Annotated in this window: 16 protein-coding genes; 7 read left to right on the forward strand and 9 right to left on the reverse strand. The window is 61.2% G+C overall.

What is annotated here, in order from left to right:
- Positions 1-54: 54 nt before the first annotated feature.
- Positions 55-585, reverse strand: coding sequence for a hypothetical protein (locus tag ACODTY_RS10350; RefSeq protein WP_488994184.1), 531 nt, complete (start codon positions 583-585; stop codon positions 55-57).
- Positions 578-1,204 (reverse strand): CGNR zinc finger domain-containing protein, encoded by a 627-nt coding sequence (locus ACODTY_RS10355; protein ID WP_488994185.1) that lies wholly within the window; start codon positions 1,202-1,204, stop codon positions 578-580. Before ACODTY_RS10355 ends, ACODTY_RS10350 begins: the two co-directional genes overlap by 8 nt.
- 90 nt (positions 1,205-1,294) lie before the next feature.
- On the opposite strand from ACODTY_RS10355, the gene ACODTY_RS10360 reads away from it, so the two are divergent.
- The 3 genes from ACODTY_RS10360 (at position 1,295) to ACODTY_RS10370 (ending at position 4,793) form a co-directional block, all read left to right on the forward strand.
- A complete protein-coding gene (locus ACODTY_RS10360) occupies positions 1,295-2,200 on the forward strand; it encodes a branched-chain amino acid ABC transporter permease (RefSeq protein ID WP_488994186.1) in 906 nt (301 codons plus the stop codon).
- Between the two features lie 296 nt (positions 2,201-2,496).
- Complete coding sequence (locus ACODTY_RS10365; RefSeq protein WP_488994257.1) at positions 2,497-3,081, forward strand: TRAP transporter small permease subunit; 585 nt, start codon at positions 2,497-2,499, stop codon at positions 3,079-3,081.
- Complete coding sequence (locus ACODTY_RS10370) at positions 3,078-4,793, forward strand: TRAP transporter large permease (RefSeq protein ID WP_488994187.1); 1,716 nt, start codon at positions 3,078-3,080, stop codon at positions 4,791-4,793. The genes ACODTY_RS10365 and ACODTY_RS10370 overlap by 4 nt, the downstream gene beginning before the upstream one ends.
- A gap of 100 nt (positions 4,794-4,893) precedes the next feature.
- Here the strand turns inward: ACODTY_RS10370 and ACODTY_RS10375 are convergent, their stop codons facing one another.
- The gene (locus ACODTY_RS10375; RefSeq protein WP_488994188.1) at positions 4,894-6,003 is read right to left on the reverse strand and encodes a TRAP transporter substrate-binding protein; all 1,110 of its coding nucleotides are present in this window, start codon (positions 6,001-6,003) and stop codon (positions 4,894-4,896) included.
- Positions 6,004-6,309: 306 nt separating this feature from the next.
- On the opposite strand from ACODTY_RS10375, the gene ACODTY_RS10380 reads away from it, so the two are divergent.
- The gene (locus tag ACODTY_RS10380) at positions 6,310-7,083 is read left to right on the forward strand and encodes a gamma-glutamyl-gamma-aminobutyrate hydrolase family protein (RefSeq protein ID WP_488994189.1); all 774 of its coding nucleotides are present in this window, start codon (positions 6,310-6,312) and stop codon (positions 7,081-7,083) included.
- 24 nt (positions 7,084-7,107) lie between these two features.
- On the opposite strand, the gene ACODTY_RS10385 is transcribed toward ACODTY_RS10380, so the two are convergent.
- The 6 genes from ACODTY_RS10385 to ACODTY_RS10410 all read right to left on the reverse strand — a co-directional run bounded on the left by ACODTY_RS10385 (position 7,108) and on the right by ACODTY_RS10410 (position 12,753).
- Positions 7,108-7,650 (reverse strand): DUF2726 domain-containing protein, encoded by a 543-nt coding sequence (locus ACODTY_RS10385; RefSeq protein WP_488994190.1) that lies wholly within the window; start codon positions 7,648-7,650, stop codon positions 7,108-7,110.
- A gap of 71 nt (positions 7,651-7,721) precedes the next feature.
- Positions 7,722-8,732: a 2-hydroxyacid dehydrogenase gene (locus tag ACODTY_RS10390; RefSeq protein ID WP_488994191.1), complete on the reverse strand. Its 1,011-nt coding sequence runs from the start codon at positions 8,730-8,732 to the stop codon at positions 7,722-7,724.
- Positions 8,729-9,751, reverse strand: a complete 1,023-nt coding sequence (locus ACODTY_RS10395; RefSeq protein WP_488994258.1) for a LacI family DNA-binding transcriptional regulator — start codon at positions 9,749-9,751, stop codon at positions 8,729-8,731. Before ACODTY_RS10395 ends, ACODTY_RS10390 begins: the two co-directional genes overlap by 4 nt.
- Before the next feature lie 109 nt (positions 9,752-9,860).
- Positions 9,861-10,745 carry a DMT family transporter gene (locus ACODTY_RS10400; protein WP_488994259.1) on the reverse strand — a complete coding sequence of 295 codons (885 nt, stop codon included), beginning with the start codon at positions 10,743-10,745 and terminating at the stop codon, positions 9,861-9,863.
- A 171-nt stretch (positions 10,746-10,916) separates the two neighbouring features.
- Positions 10,917-11,384 (reverse strand): MarR family winged helix-turn-helix transcriptional regulator, encoded by a 468-nt coding sequence (locus ACODTY_RS10405; protein WP_488994192.1) that lies wholly within the window; start codon positions 11,382-11,384, stop codon positions 10,917-10,919.
- A gap of 190 nt (positions 11,385-11,574) precedes the next feature.
- The gene (locus ACODTY_RS10410) at positions 11,575-12,753 is read right to left on the reverse strand and encodes a BaiN/RdsA family NAD(P)/FAD-dependent oxidoreductase (protein WP_488994193.1); all 1,179 of its coding nucleotides are present in this window, start codon (positions 12,751-12,753) and stop codon (positions 11,575-11,577) included.
- A 168-nt stretch (positions 12,754-12,921) separates the two neighbouring features.
- On the opposite strand from ACODTY_RS10410, the gene ACODTY_RS10415 reads away from it, so the two are divergent.
- From ACODTY_RS10415 to ACODTY_RS10425, 3 genes are all read left to right on the forward strand, one after another.
- Complete coding sequence (locus tag ACODTY_RS10415; RefSeq protein ID WP_488994194.1) at positions 12,922-14,013, forward strand: CobW family GTP-binding protein; 1,092 nt, start codon at positions 12,922-12,924, stop codon at positions 14,011-14,013.
- Between the two features lie 3 nt (positions 14,014-14,016).
- Entirely contained in the window at positions 14,017-14,991 is a 975-nt protein-coding gene (locus tag ACODTY_RS10420) for a WD40 repeat domain-containing protein (protein ID WP_488994195.1), read from the forward strand.
- Positions 14,992-15,074: 83 nt separating this feature from the next.
- Positions 15,075-16,451, forward strand: a complete 1,377-nt coding sequence (locus ACODTY_RS10425) for an aspartate aminotransferase family protein (RefSeq protein ID WP_488994196.1) — start codon at positions 15,075-15,077, stop codon at positions 16,449-16,451.
- Positions 16,452-16,479: the final 28 nt, after the last annotated feature.

Below are 16,479 nucleotides of genomic sequence, written 5' to 3' on the forward strand. Positions count from 1 at the left end.
CAAGAGGTCAAACGAAATCAATACACATGCCAGTGACCGCAGCCGCACGTGCCATCAACTTGCGGCCGGACAGGTAACGCCGCGCCCGCCCGGAAGTTTGCCGTCGGGGTGGCCGGCAAGCTCCGGATTTGGCTCGTATCCCGGACCGACGACCAGCTTGCGGTCGGGCAACATGTCCTGATCCTGCGCCGAAACCATGGTGGTGTCGATCTGTTGCAGAAGGCTGCCATCAGCATCTTCGATGCGGATGGCTACCTTGTAAGCCTTGTCCTTGACGACGCACTCGAGCGGCGGGCTTTCAACTGTCACCTTGGCCTGGCTCGGGAAAAGCTTCTGGCTGAACACCAGCGGCACGCCGCCGGCCGGATTGTCCATCGTCGTCACCGCCACCTGCCCCTCGCCGATCGGCCGAAGCGGCTTCAGCGTCACAAGATACCTCAGTGTCGCTTCCCGGTAGTTGAACACGACGAGCCTTCCCGAAATCTCGAACAGCGCATCCTTGGCGGTATCTCGGCAGGCACTAAGACTGACAGCAGCGGTGAGGGCTGCCGCAATGAGCGTGACGCGTATGATCCGGCTAGGCATTGCCTGCCTCCTTCTTGTCTCCGGCATCCTTTGCCGCAGCCCTGCGATGATAATGGCGGCTCGCCTTGCGGCGGTTACCGCAGACGGCCATGTCGCACCACAGCCGGCTGGAATTGCGGCTCTTGTCGAGAAAGAGCCAGTTGCAGTTCGGACAAATCCGCATCCTTGCAAGGCTGTCGCCGCCCAGCAACGAGAGCGCGGAAACGGCCAGCGCCGCCTCGAAGGCAATCGGGGTCGATGGGTCGCCAAATGGCCTCCCCGGCTGACCGACCTGCTCCCGCTTGCCGTGCAGTCCAGCCGCGCAGGCAGTCAGAAGCGCCGAGATAATGTCCGCCGCCATGCCACCGGTCGATACCGCGCTCCGGAACAGCCCGTCGGTCGCCTCGCGGATTGCCAGAACTTGCGAGGCGATCTGGCGGGGATTGGGAGCCTCCAACTTCCTGTCGCCGAGTTCCACCGCCCTGAAGATGCTGGCGGCATCCGCAAAGCGCGCGATCTCGTCGGCATCGTCAAAGCGGTCGAATGTCTTGCCGGCATGACCGCGCAACACCACCGTGTTGGCGGTATCGAGCGCGAGGACGCCGCCGGCAAAACGATGTTTGATCCACGAAACCGTCATGCAAGCTAAACTAACCAGTAAAACGTATTTGACAAGTTATATTCCGAACGCAAGAATGCGCCCCAGGATGCCCGGCGCGGACGCATTTCCATGATCTATCTGTTCCAGCAGGCGTTGAACGGGCTGCATTCCGGTGCGCTCTACGCCTTGCTGGCCTTCGGCTACGCGCTGACCAACGGCACCTTGAAGCGGACCAACCTCGCCTATGGCGGGTTGTTTGCCTTCGGCGGCCAGACGATGATCCTGGTTGCGGTGTTCGGCTGGAACGTCTTGTGGCTGACACTGCCGGCAACAGTTGCGCTCGGCATCGTCGTGGCGCTTGCCTACACGGCGCTGATCAGTGCCATATTGGCTGGCCGTGTCTTGCGCCCACTGGCCGCCGCCTCGCCCAACGCCATCGTTACGGCCACGCTCGGCGTGCTGATCGCATTGACCGAATTCAGCCGGATCGCGGCCGATACGCATGACTTCTGGCTGCCGCCCATGTTGGCGATACCGGTCGTGTTTGCCCGCACAGCCGGCTTTGAAGCGACGATGACCCTGATCCAATTGATCAATTGCGCCGTTGGATGTGCGGTGCTCGCCCTCGGCGGCATCGCACTTGCCCGCTCGAACTTCGGCAGGGCTTGGCGGGCGGTTTGCGATGATCCCAAAGCTGCCTCGCTTTGTGGCATCGACACCGGCAAAATCAACCGCACTGCGATAGTTGCGGGCGGACTTTGCGCAGGCGTAGCCGGCATCATGGCAGGCCTGTTCTACGGCAACATCGGTTTTGGCGCGGGGCTCATCTACGGCCTCAAGATCCTGTTCGTGACCGCCGTCGGGGGCTACCTTTCGCCGTCGAGGGCAGCGCTTGGCGCAGCCGCTTACGGGCTGGCCGAGTCGCTGTGGGCAGGCTACTTCCCGGTCGAATGGCGCGACGCCTGGATGCTGGCCATGCTTGCCGCCATGCTGGTGCTGATAGGGGCCGGACGCGACGGCGTCAAAGCAGCCTGATCTGTCAGACTTTCGTTGAATTCAAACACAAAAGCCGGGTTTTCCCGGCTTTTCCGGTTTTCCCGCCCGTTCAAAAAGCAACACTGCCGAGTTGACGGGTCAATCCAGCATCCTGCATACCGTTGGTCCAACAAGAAGCGCAATGCGCCGGAACGGAATACGGGAAGCTGCCCAAGGGAGGAATTCCGATGAACCTGCTCGACGCCGTTTGGCGTTCGCCGACCGGGCAAGTCATGCTCGGCATCTTGCTGCTCGTGCTCATAGCCGCGATCTGGACACGGACGCGCGACCGCGACATGACAGTTCTGCTTGCGATTTCAAGCCTTATCGACCGCATCAACGAGTTCATCGGCAAATGGATATCGTGGGCGATCCTGATCTCGATCCTGGTCAGCGCCGGCAATGCGATTATCCGCAAAACCTTCAACACATCCTCCAACGCCTGGCTTGAACTGCAATGGTACCTGTTCGGTGCAGCCTTCCTGCTCGCCGCCGCCTACACGCTGAAGCAGAACGAGCACATTCGCATCGATATCATCTACGGCATGTTCTCGCGGCGCGTGCAGCACTGGATCGACCTGTTCGGCCATGTATTTTTCCTGATGCCGTTCGTGCTTTTGATGATCTTCTATTTCATTCCCTATGTGAGCCTGTCCTTTAACAGTGGAGAGATGTCGACCAATTCAGGCGGCCTGATCATCTGGCCTGCCAAGGCGCTGTTGCTGATCGGCTTCCTGCAACTCGGCTTCCAGGGCGTTTCCGAAATCATCAAGAAAATCGCGGTGATGTCCGGCAAGATGGACGATCCGACACCGTTCATATCGAGCCACGAACAGGCGAAGCTCGAAGCGGATGCCCTGGTTGAAGAGGCCCGCTCATGATCGAGTTCATCGCCCAGAACATGGCGCCGATCATGTTCTTCTCGCTCATCATCTTCATGCTGCTGGGTTACCCGGTGGCGTTTTCGCTCGCCGCCAACGGCCTTCTGTTCTTCCTCATCGGCGTCGAGCTTGCCCCCTTTTCAGGCGGCAGCATCAACCTGTCATGGCCGCTTCTCTACGCGTTGCCCGAACGGTTCTGGGGCGTCATGTCGAACGACACGCTGCTCGCCATCCCGTTCTTCACCTTCATGGGCATCGTGCTCGAACGATCGGGCATGGCCGAAGACCTGCTTGACACCATCGGCCAGTTGTTCGGACCAATCCGTGGCGGCCTTGCCTATGCGGTGATCTTCGTGGGCGCGCTGCTTGCGGCCACCACAGGCGTCGTTGCCGCCTCGGTCATCGCCATGGGGCTGATTTCGCTGCCGATCATGCTGCGCTACGGCTACGACAGGCGCATGGCCAGCGGCGTCATCGCTGCCTCCGGCACGCTGGCGCAGATCATTCCGCCTTCGCTGGTGCTGATCGTTCTGGCTGACCAGCTCGGCCGCTCCGTCGGCGACATGTATGCGGGCGCCATCATTCCAGGCCTCGTCCTGACCAGCCTCTACATGGGCTACGTCCTGCTGATGTCGATCATCCGGCCGAATTCGATGCCGGCACTGCCGATGGAAGCGCGGACGCTTGGACATGGCGTCATTTCGCTGGCGGTGGCTCTCGCGGTTGCGGCAGCCGTCGCCTATGGCGCGCACGTCTACCTCTCGCCTACCCACGGCTCCAACGCCGACATCCTCGGCGCGACGGTGGGCATTATCTTCATCTATGTCGTGGCGATTGCAGACCGGGCGATGAACATCAACATGATGTCGAGGCTCGCCCAGCAGGTCATCATCGTGCTGATCCCGCCATTGGCGCTGATTTTCCTCGTGCTCGGCACCATATTCCTCGGCATTGCCACGCCGACGGAAGGCGGCGCCATGGGCGCGGTCGGCGCACTGATCATGGCCGCAGCCAAGAAGCGGCTTACGCTCGAGGTCATCAAGCAAGCGCTGGCGTCAACCACCCGACTTTCCTCGTTCGTCTTGTTCATCCTCATCGGCGCTCGCGTGTTTTCGCTCACCTTCTATGGCGTCAACGGCCATCTGTGGGTCGAACACCTTCTGGTCTCGATGCCGGGCGGCGAAGTCGGCTTCCTGATCGTGGTGAACGTCCTGGTTTTCTTCCTGGCGTTCTTCCTCGACTTCTTCGAGCTGGCCTTCATCGTGGTGCCGCTGCTGGCCCCGGCAGCCGACAAGCTCGGCATCGACCTGATCTGGTTCGGCGTGCTGCTCGGCATCAACATGCAGACGAGCTTCATGCATCCGCCGTTCGGCTTCGCGCTGTTCTACCTGCGTTCGGTGGCGGCGCGCGTGCCCTATCTCGACCGCATCACCGGCAAGCAGATCGCGCCGGTGACGACCGGGCAGATTTATTGGGGCGCTGTGCCGTTCGTGGTCATCCAGGTCATCATGATCGGGCTTACGATCCTGTTCCCGCAGATGGTCATGCACTACAAGGGCAAGGTGGTCGATCCATCAACCATCGAGATCAAGGTGCCCGAACTGCCCGGCCTTGGCCTGCCGCCACTCGGCAGCCCGCCCGCAGACGGCAGCGCCCCGGCAAATCCCGCTCCGGCGATGCCAAATCTCAGCCAGCCACCGAGTTTCAACTGACGGCCGGCAAAAAGCCAAAGAAAAACCCCGGAGCCTAAACTCCGGGGTTTTTTATTAAAGGCATCCCACGCGCCCGAAGGCGCGCGGTCCGATGGCCAGCTTACAGCTTGTTTGCGCGCTGCTGGATCATCATGAAGGTGTCGAAGTTGTATTCTGCGATCTGCGCCCACAGATAGTGCTCCTTGCGGAACGCCGTGATCGAATCCCAGATCTTCTTGAAGCCCTCGTTCGAGGCCATCATCTCGGCATACACTTCGTTTGCCTTGTCGAAACAGGCCGACAGGATTTCCTGGCTGAACGGACGGAGCTGGGCGCCGTTGGCAACGAGCGACTTCACCGCGGTCGGGTTCAGGTAGTCGTACTTCTGCAGCATGTTCGCGTCGGCGGCCTGCGCAGCCGTGCGGACCAGAGACTTGTAAGCCGGCGACAGCTCCTCGTACTTGGCCTTGTTGAACATGAGATGGACGGTCGGGCCACCTTCCCACCAGCCCGGATAGTAGTAGTAAGGCGCGACCTTCTGGAAGCCGAGCTTTTCATCATCATAGGGACCGACCCATTCGGCCGCGTCGATCGTGCCCTTTTCCAGCGCCGGATAGATGTCGCCGCCGGCGAGCTGCTGCGGCACCACGCCGAGCTTCTCCACCACCTTGCCGGCGAAGCCGCCGATGCGCATCTTGAGGCCGGAAAGATCGGCCAGCGTGTTGATTTCCTTGCGGAACCAGCCGCCCATCTGGGTGCCGGTGTTGCCGCCGGGGAACCCGACCAGCCCCTGCTTGCCAAGGAATTCGTTGTAAAGGTCGATGCCGCCGCCGTGGTAGTGCCAAGCGTTCATGCCGCGTGCGTTAAGCGCGAACGGCACGGCAGAGCCGAGCGCCCATGCGGGGTCCTTGCCCCAGTAATAGTAGCCAACCGTGTGGCAGGCTTCGACCGTACCGGCGGTCGTGGCATCGGCAGCCTGAAGACCGGGCACGATTTCGCCGGCCGCAAACACCTGAACGGTAAAATTGCCGTCGGTCGCTTCCGAAAGCATCTTCGAGAAGACTTCGGCGCCACCGTAGATCGTGTCGAGCGACTTCGGGAAGGATGACGTCAACCGCCATGTAATCTTGGGATTGGACTGGGCGATTGCCGGCGTGGCAAGCGTTGCGGCAGCGGCCGCAGCCCCTGCGCCGGCCGTACCGGCCTTCCGAATGAATGAACGACGATCCATCAACTTCCTCCCTTTCCGCAATAGGAACTTATGGTCCGATCACCGTGAATTCGTTTCGCTATCGGCAACCGGTGCAATGAGACAATACACGCGGGACCTCTCTAGTCCAGCGGCCGGACGATAGCACAGCCAATATGGTTGCAGCTTCTCTTAAGGCATCAAAAAGCTTGCAACTATAGTCGAACGATCTTTGGCTGGCGCAATGGCCAAGGCGAACTTGTCGTGGCAAAACGCCTTCATATTGCCTATCTTGAATGCAGCTAGGGTCAGGACCCAGATCGCAGGTCGCCAACGGATCACCGAAAAATGCTTCAGCCGCTCGTCGCCGTCTCCACTGACGTCAAGCAGTTCGAGAACTACACCTGGCATGCCGCGCCGCAGCAATATCTCGAGGCGGCGATCACCGGCGCCGGCGTTTTACCGGTGCTGGTGCCGTCCTTCGGCGACCGGCTCGATCTCGATGAACTTCTCTCATCGGTCGATGGGGTGATGCTGACCGGCTCGAAGTCGAACGTGCATCCATCGCTCTACGGTGGCGATGCAAGCGAAGCCAACGGCCCTTACGATCAGGCGCGAGACTCGACCACACTGCCCCTGATTCGCAAGGCAATAGAGCGCGGCGTGCCGTTGCTTGCGATCTGCCGTGGCATCCAGGAGATGAACGTTGCGCTTGGCGGGTCGCTGGCGACCGAAATCCAGGAACGGGACGGTGCGCTCGACCACCGCGCTCCGGTCAGCGACAACCAGGACGAACGCTTTGCCATCCGCCAGAAAGTGTCGATCAAGCCGGGAAGCTGCCTTGCCGGCGTGTTCGGCGCAGGCGAGATCGCCGTGAACTCCGTGCATCGGCAGGCCGTGGACCGGCTTGGACCGAAGCTGCAGATCGAGGCGGTTGCCGAAGACGGCACCGTCGAGGCGGTCTCGGTCAAGGATTCACGCGCCTTCGCCGTCGGTGTTCAGTGGCACCCGGAATATTGGGTGAAGTCCGACAGCGTGTCGCAACAGGTGTTCAAGGCGTTCGGCGATGCAGCACGTCTTCACGCAGCAGCCCGAGCAGGCACCCGCGCCGCAGCGGAGTAAGAAATCTAGCGTCTCGGGATAACGTTAAAGTACCCGCCTAACGAGTTGGGTAACTTCATCGTCAGAATGGTCATGCAGGATTTCGACGTAGTGAATGCCAGCGCGGCGCAACGCCTCTCGCTTTATTGCATCGCGCGCAGCAGAAGTACCTTGGTGGTGCCCCTGACCTTGATATTCAATGGCCGCGAGAGGATCGCCATAAGGTCCGATCACCAGAACATCCACGCGCTTGCTGTTGACTGAGTAAAAGGCCTTCTTGTCCTCAGAACCAATTATTTCGCCCAGACTGGTTTGCGATAGGACACGATAGCCTTTCTTGGCGGCTGCAATCTCCGTCTCAACTATCTTGAAGATGCGATATTCGGCCTTGCTCATGACCTTCTTCTTGTAAAAGGTCGCTGCCATGACGTGGCGCAATTGGCTAGCGGAGTCGCCAAGTCCGTAGTTGCGGACAACGGTCAAGGCTGGCTTCCCGTACAGCCGACTAGCCATGAGGGGCCGACCCAGAACCCAGAAAATTGAAATAGACGCGACGGCAATTAAGCCGATCAGAATAAATATTTCCAATTCTTTAGCCTGCTACTTTGCCCGGTCTTCGGCAAAAGATACAGTCTGCAAATTATATTTGGATTGTAGACTTACATAGAATTTGAAGCGCTTCCGATGTGTCTCTTTGGAGTGACCGTTGCTGTCTCCGGCACCGGCGTCAGCGGCTTGCCGGTCGAAAACCACGCTACCAGATTGTCCACGCACAAATCGGCCATGGCCTGGCGGGTGTGGGCCGACCCCGACGCCACATGCGGCAACAGCATTGTGTTGGGCGCGTCGAGCAAAGCCTGCGGCACATTTGGCTCATTGGCGAAGACATCGATGCCGGCGGCAGCGATGGTGCCATCGGCCAATGCCTTTGCCAGCGCATCCTCGTCAACCGTGCTGCCGCGCCCGGTGTTGACGAAAACGCCGTTCGGTCCAAGTGCAGCGAAGATTTCGGCGTTTACCGCCTTTTCCGTCGAGGGGCCGCCCGGCGCGATGCAGATCAGCGTGTCCACCGCCTCGGCAAGCGCCTTCAGCGAAGGATAATATTCATAGGCAACGCCCTCGACCGGGCGACGATTGTGGTAGGCGATCGGCAGGCCGAACCCTTCCAGCCGTTTTGCAATTGCCAGCCCGATCCGACCCATGCCGAAAATGCCGATGCTGCGCTGGCGCAGCGTCAGCGGGCTGACCGGGATCGGACCCTGCGACGCCCATTTTCCGGCCCGCAGCCAAGCTTCGGCCTTCGGCAATTCGCGCACCACGGAAATGAGGATGCCGACGGTCGAGTCCGCGACTTCCTCGGTCAGCACATCCGGCGTGTTGGTGACCATCACGCCGCGCTTGGCAGCATGGCCGAAATCGACCGAGTCGTAGCCGACGCCGATCTTGGCGATGATCTCCAGTTTCGGAAACGCGTCGATGAAGGCCGCGTCGATCTCGCCGAAAGTGGCGATGCCACGCACCGCCGCGATGTCAGCCCGATCGACAAGCGAGACATCGGGCGTCTCGATTTCAAGCAGCCTGAAGCCCTCAGCAATGCGGCTTATGGCACGGTCGTGCAGGGTTCCCGGCACCAGTATGGTGACGGGCGCAGGCGATGCGGCACCGGTCATGAACGTTCCACAGGCCGTCCGGTTGACTGGCGCACATGCAATTCCGGCTTGATGAGGTCTTGCGACAGATGCACCGGCTGGCCGTTCAGCTTGTCTAGAAGCGCGCTTGCGGCACGGCGACCGACCTCGCGCTGGCCGTTCCACACCGTGGTCAAGGCTGGCGTTGCAATAGCCGCCTCTTCCAGATCATCGTAGCCGGTGACGGAAATGTCGTGACCCGGCAATAAACCGGCGCGCGCGATGCCGTTCATCAGGCCGATGGCGACGAGGTCGTTCCAGCAGCAGGCAGCCGTGGGCTTGTCCTTCAGCGCCAACAGCTGATTTGCCGCCTCGAATCCACCCTGCTTGGTGCGTGGACCGGCGATGCGCCAGGAAGGCTTCACCTCGAGGCCGGCTTCCTCCATCGCATGGACGTAGCCCTGATAGCGGTCGCGACCGGTCGAGGTCTGGTCGGTGCCGCCGACCATGGCAATGCGCTTGTGGCCGAGGGAGATGAGGTGGTTGGTGGCAAGTGCCGTGCCATAGGCATCGTCGCCGCGGAACACCGGCACGTGGGCGCCCTCGACATCGCGGGCGATCAGCACCGCAGGCAAGCCGTTTTCCTCGGCCATCAGTATGTCGGAAGCCGGCGTATCGATGGCCGGCGACATGATCACGCCATCGGCGCCAAGCTGCAAAAGCGTGTCGATAAAGGTGCGCTGCTTGTCCAGTTGGTCGTAATGGTTCGACAGGATGAAGGTCTGGCGCGAGCGGTCCAGCTCATGCTCGATGGAACGCAGGATCTCGGCGTAGAACGGGTTCATGATGTCGTGGACGACGACGCCGACAATGCCCGAACGCGACGTGCGCAGGCTGGCTGCCCGGCGATTGTAGATATAGCCGATCTCGCGCGCATGTTCCTTGATGCGGTCGCGCGTCGATCCGGCCACCAGCGGACTGTCACGCAACGCCAGCGAGACGGTTGCGGTCGAGACGCCCAACGCGTCCGCGATCGTCGAAAGCTTGATTTTCTGTGCCAGCGCCCCGGGTCCCCACCGCCTTCAATCGGGATGAACCTGGATCTGACCATCCAAGTCATCCGGCATTTAAACTGTTTAAATGCGGCTTATGCCATCCTTCGGCGGCGAATCAAAGCTTTTTTGCCACAACCTCGGTTTCCGCGCCCGGCCCGGCCTGATTGCGAACACGCAGCCGGTGCTCGCGGTGGATGATGTAGAGCCCGCTGGCGACGATAATGCCAGCGCCCGCAAGCGTCCAGTTGTCCGGAAACTGGTCGAAAATGAACCAGCCGAACGCGATCATCCAGATCATTTGCAGATAGGGATAAGGCGCAAGCGAGGTCGCGGTTGCCTGCCTGTAGGCCTGGATCAGGCACCAGTGGCTGACGCCGCCAAAAAAGCCCAGCATCAACAGGATGAACCAATGCCAGGCGTCCGTTGGCAGGGTCACCGAAAACGGCAGCGTCGGCAAAAGCAGCGCCGCCGGCGCCAGCGCGGCGAAAAGCACGAGGCTTTCCGGCGTTTCGGTAGCCGACAGGCGTCGGGTCATGATGACGTAGAAGCAATTGGACAGCATCGAGCACAGGGCGAAGACGTGGCCGATGCCGAAGACGCCGACACCCGGCCGCGTGGTGACCAGAACGCCGATGAAGCCGGCAAAGATGGCCGACCAGCGCCGCCAGCCGGCCCATTCGCCGAGCATTGGGCCGGCGAGCGCGGTTATGACCATCGGTCCGAAGAAATAGATCGACGTCGTTTCGGCAAGTTGCAGGTAGCGCAGGGCAAGAATGTTGAAGACCGTCGAGCCGGCCAGGAAAAGGCCGCGCAGGATGTGAGCCGGCAGGCTGGCGGGGCGAAAACGGCCGAGATTTTGCCAGCCGCGAAACAATGCCAGCACCAGAACGACATGACCGGCAAAACGTACCCAGGCAATGAACAGCGGCGCGATACCGGCAAGCACCAGATACTTGCTGGACGAATCCAGGAATGTGAACAGTATGTAGGTCACGACCATATAGAGGATGGCCGCGACGGGCGTCGCGCTGTCTTCCAGTCGGGAGGGAGTGCTCACAGCAAAGCCTGAATCAACGCGCTTTCTCGTTGTGCCAGCTTTGTGCCAGCCCGCCACGCGCTGCAAGCGCTAATGCGCCTGGCCTATCCGAAAAGGTCCGCCGGTATGACGAGCCTATTCCTCGGCTTCGGGCTCTTCTTCGACGATCACTTCCGCTCCGGAAAGATTTGCCTCGACGCGCGCCAAGAGCTTGTAGAGCGCCTTCTGGTCCTTCTTGTCGAGGCCCTTCAGCGCCTGCTTTTCCGTCTTCTTCACCGACTTCTCGATGGCCACGATCATTTCGCGGCCCGTGTCGGTGAGGAAGATATGCGCCTGCCGGGCATCGGAATTCGAGGCCCGTTTGTCCAAGAAGCCCTGTGCCTGAAGCCGGTTGATGGTCTTGGTGATGGTCGGCGGGCGAACGCCCAGCCGGTCGGCGAGCGTACCCGGCGTCTGCCCATCCTCACGATCCAGCGCGAGCATGATCTGGTCCTGTCCGGCATAGAAGCCGTGCGTGAGCAGCCGTGCCGCAAGGGCGGTGCGCGCCAGCCTTGCAGCCGAATGCAGCCGGCTCATCGTCGCTGTTCTGTCAGCCTTGGCCATAATTTCCCCTCGATCCGGACGGGCGGCACGATAGCATATGCCGCTATTTGTACTGGCCTTCTTTTTGGTCGCGGCAAAGCCTTTTGCCGGCAATCAAAACCAAGGTGGCTAGCTTATGGCAGAGCCGCATTGCAGTTTCATGACACTGCTTATCCGGCTGACTTGTTTTTCAAATGCACCTCGAATTGCCTTAAGCCGACTGTCCGGCACACCAGCCAGACGACCATGCCCATTGGAAATTATAGCCACCGAGCCAACCGGTAACATCGACGACCTCGCCAATGAAATAAAGGTCCGGCATGGCCTTCACCGCCATCGTCTTTGAATCGAGATCGCGCGTATCGACACCGCCCAACGTCACTTCCGCCGTCCTATAGCCCTCCGAACCGGCAGGCTTGACGCGCCAGTCGTTGACGGCGGCTTCGACGCGACGAAGCTCGCGGTCCGGCAGGTCGGCCATGTTTCCCGATATGCCCAACTGCTCCGCAATCATCTGGGCAAGCTTCTTCGGCAGCAAGGCAGCCAGCACGGTCTGCAGCGCCTGCTTGCCATTGTCGACCCGTGCCGAACGCAGCGCCGTAAACAGATCGACGCCCGGCAACATGGCTATGCCGATCTCGTCGCCTTCGCGCCAGTAAGACGATATCTGCAGGATGGACGGGCCGCTGATGCCGCGATGGGTAAACAGCATGGCTTCCTCGAACTGCGTCTTGCGGCAGGAGACGACGGCATCGACAGCGATACCGCTGAGCGGTTTCAGGCGTTCCAGCGTGTTCGGATCGAAGGTCAGCGGCACCAGCGCAGGCCTGGTTTCAACCAGCCGCACGCCGAACTGCGCGGCAATGTCGTAACCTAGGCCCGTTGCGCCCATCTTGGGGATCGATTTGCCGCCGCATGCCACCACCAGCGAAGCACAGCGCACCGAACCCGTTTCCAGCGCGACGTCGAAGCCGTCCGAAGTCTTGTCGATCCTTTCCACCCGCGTGTTCAGCCGAAGCGCAGCGCCATGGCGCTGCATTTCATCCAGCAGGAGTTGGATGATCTGCGTGGCCGAGCCATCGCAAAACAGTTGCCCGAGCGTCTTTTCGTGAAAAGCGATGCCGTGGCATTTTACCAGTGCAATGAAATCGTGCTGCGAATAACGCTTCAACGCAGAAATGCAGAAATGGGGGTTCTGCGACAGGAAGTTTTTCGGAGCGGCGTGGATGTTGGTGAAGTTGCAGCGTCCGCCGCCGGAGATGCGGATCTTCTCGCCGGCGCTGCGCGCATGGTCGATGACGAGCACGCGGCGACCGCGCCGTGCCGCCTCGATAGCGCACATCATTCCGGCAGCGCCAGCCCCAATGATCAATACATCGACCGAATCCACGCGGCGCCCCTAACACAACAAATCTCCTATAGCGCCTGTTTGCTACCTTGCATCAGATTTTCATCGCGCCGACCCGCATTCTGGCCCAACGCGAAACGGTTTGGATTCGTCGTGCAAAACGCCACCAACCATCCTATATGGAGCCCACATCCCCTTTCGAGGCCCGACATGAGCGACACCCAGACGCAAATTCCCGTAACCGTTTTGACCGGCTATCTTGGCTCCGGCAAAACCACCTTGCTCAACCGGATTCTCTCCGAAAATCATGGCAAGCGCTACGCCGTCATCGTCAACGAGTTCGGCGAGATCGGCATCGACAACGACCTGATCGTGGAATCCGACGAGGAAATCTACGAGATGAACAATGGCTGCGTGTGCTGCACGGTGCGCGGCGACCTGATCCGCGTGGTGGAAGGCCTGATGCGGCGTCCGGGGCGCTTCGACGCCATCGTGGTGGAAACCACCGGGCTCGCCGATCCGGTTCCGGTGGCGCAGACCTTTTTCATGGACGACGACGTGCGTTCCAAGACCAAGCTCGACGCCGTTGTGGCGCTGGTCGACGCCAAGCACCTGCCGCTGCGCCTCAAGGATTCCAAGGAAGCCGAGGACCAGATCGCGTTTGCCGATGTCGTCGTCCTCAACAAGACCGATCTCGTGACGGACGAAGAATTGCGCGATGTGGAAGCCACCGTGCGCGCCATCAACCCGGCAGCGAAGATCCATCGCACCCAGCGCTCGGGCGTCGATCTCAAGGAAGTGCTCGACCGCGGCGCGTTCGACCTTACCCGCGCGCTGGAAAACGATCCGCATTTCCTCGACGCGCATGACGATCACGACCATGACCACGAATGCGGCCCGGATTGCGATCACGATCACCACCACCATCATCACCACGATCATGACCACCACGGTCATGACCATCATGACCACGCTCACCCGTCGGCCATCCATGACGTGACGGTGCAGTCGGTGTCGCTGCGCGGCGGCGAGATGGATTCGAAGAAGTTCTTCCCGTGGATCGAGAAGATCACCCAGATGGAAGGTCCGAACATATTGCGCCTGAAAGGCATCATCGCCTTCAGGGACGATCCCGACCGCTATGTCGTGCAAGGCGTACACATGATCCTCGAAGGCGACCACCAGCGCGCGTGGAAGGACGACGAGAAGCGCGAGAGCCGGCTGGTGTTCATCGGCCGCGAGCTCGATGCGGAACGGCTGAAGAAAAGTTTTGATGCCTGCCAGGCCGTGACTGCCAACTGACCCATGCCGACAGTCGCTCCGCTTGACCTCGACGGCCACTGCCTTGCCGCCGTCTTCCTGAACAATGTTCCGCATTTCGCGCTGGCAGACGGTGCGGTGCATCGGTTGGACAATGGCCACAAGACCGCGCAGGCCAATGATGGTCTGTTGTGCACCTTCCACGATGTGGCGAACGACCGCCTGCTGACCGGTGGCGAGGATGGCAAGGTCTTTGCAGTCAAGGCTGACGGGACTGCCGAGCAACTGGCTGAAGCAGGTCGAAAATGGATCACCAGCGTCGCCGCCGGACCGCAGGGCGCAATCGCCTATGCATCCGGCAAGATCGCCTATGTGCGGTTCGCTGACGGCAAGGTGAAGGAATTTGCCCATCCGCGCTCGGTCGAGGGCATCGCCTTCGCACCAAAGGGCATGCGCATTGGCGTTGCCCGCTACAATGGCGCAACGCTGCATTTCCCGGCAGCTGATGGCAAACCGACCGAACTTGAATGGGCTGGCGCCCACACCGGCATCGCCTTTTCGCCCGATGGAAATTTCCTCGTCACCACCATGCAGGAAAACGCGCTGCACGGCTGGAAACTTGCCGACGGCAAGCACATGCGCATGAGCGGCTATCCGGCCAAGGTCAAAAGCCTGTCGTGGTCGGTGAAAGGCAAGTGGCTGGCAAGCTCCGGCGCGCCTGCCGCAATCGTATGGCCGTTCCAGGCGAAGGATGGCCCGATGGGCAAGCCGCCGCTGGAACTGGGTACGCGCGGCAACACCATGGTGACATGCGTTGCCTGCCATCCCAGCCAGGACGTCGTGGCCATCGGCTACGAGGACGGCATGGTCATCGCGGCCCGCTTCACCGACGCCAAGGAAGTGTTGCTGCGCCGGCCCGGCAAGGGCGCCATCACCGCGATGATGTGGGACAGGGAAGAACGCCGCATCGCGTTCGGTTCCGCTGCCGGCGACTGCGGCGTCATCGACATCACCGCCTGACCAACACCCGGCGGCTGCCCAGCGCAAAGACCCTTGCTGGCCGGATTGCCGTCCTCATGCCTCATTGGCTATGAGTGGCGGCCATGACCAGACACGACGACACGACATTGGGCGGCATCGCCCGCAGCCGGATCGAGCAAATCCGCGACCGGGAATCCGAAACCTTCCGCAAAGCACGCCCGAAAAGCGAGGCGAAGGTCGGCAACGGCATTGCCGGCTTCCTCGGCGGCGTACCGATGCACTGGATGAAGGATTGGCCGACGCCCTTCCCGATCCTCGTCGATCAGGCCAAGGGCGCGACCATCACCGACATCGACGGCAACCGGCTTGACGACTTCTGCCTTGGCGATACCGGCTCGATGTTCGGTCACTCGCCGCCGCCCGTCGCGCGCGCCATCCGCCGGCAGGCGGGGCGCGGCCTGACCTACATGCTGCCTTCGGAAGATGCGCTGGCCATCGGGCCGCTATTGCAAGAAAAGTTCGGCCTGCCGTTCTGGCAGATCGCGACGACCGCCACCGACGCCAACCGCTTTGCACTGCGCGTTGCCCGCGCGGTGACCGGGCGCGAAACCATCCTCGTCTTCAACGGCTGCTACCACGGCTCGGTGGACGAGACGATGGTTCGGCTAAAGGACGGACGCGCCATCAACCGGCCCGGTCTTGCCGGCGAATTCCGCGATCTCACCCGCGGAACCAAAGTGGTCGAGTTTAACGATCTCCCTGCCCTCGAAGCTGCACTGGCCGACAAATCCGTCGCCTGCGTCATCACCGAACCGGTGCTGACCAATTCGTGCATGGTGCTGCCCGAACCCGGCTTCCATGTCGCGCTGCGCAAGCTCACGCGCGCAGCCGGCACGCTTCTTCTGATCGACGAGACGCACACCATCTCGACCGGCCTTGGCGGCTACATCAAGGTTCATGGGCTTGAGCCTGATCTGTTCGTGCTCGGCAAGCCCGTCGCCGGCGGTGTTCCTGCCAGCATCTGGGGCATGAGCGACGAACTTGCCTCGCGCTTTGCCGCCTATGAACGCACCAAGGAGCCCGGCTACTCCGGCATGGGCACCACGCTCTCGGCCAATCCGCTGCAGTTCGCGGCAATGCGGGCGACGCTGGAAGAGGTGATGACGGCGGAAAACTACGCCCATATGGAACATCTGGCCCGGCGGCTGGACGCTGGGCTAACGGCGGCAATCGACCGTTATCGCCTGCCCTGGCATGTGGCACGTGTCGGCGCGCGCGTCGAGTTCATCTGTGCGCCCGGCCCGCTCAGGAATGGCGGCGAGGCCGAAGGCGCGCATGTGCCTGAACTGGAAGCGGCAATCCATGTCGCGCTGGTCAACCGCGGCGTCTTGATCGCGCCCTTCCACAACATGATGCTGATCTCGCCCGCCACGCGCGTCGCCCAGGTCAACCGGCTGATCGCAGCATTTGCCGATGTTGCCGCGAAACTTGCGGCATGAGACAAGCACGATAGCGTCCACCAGAGTT

The organism is Mesorhizobium sp. FG116 (assembly GCF_057809835.1).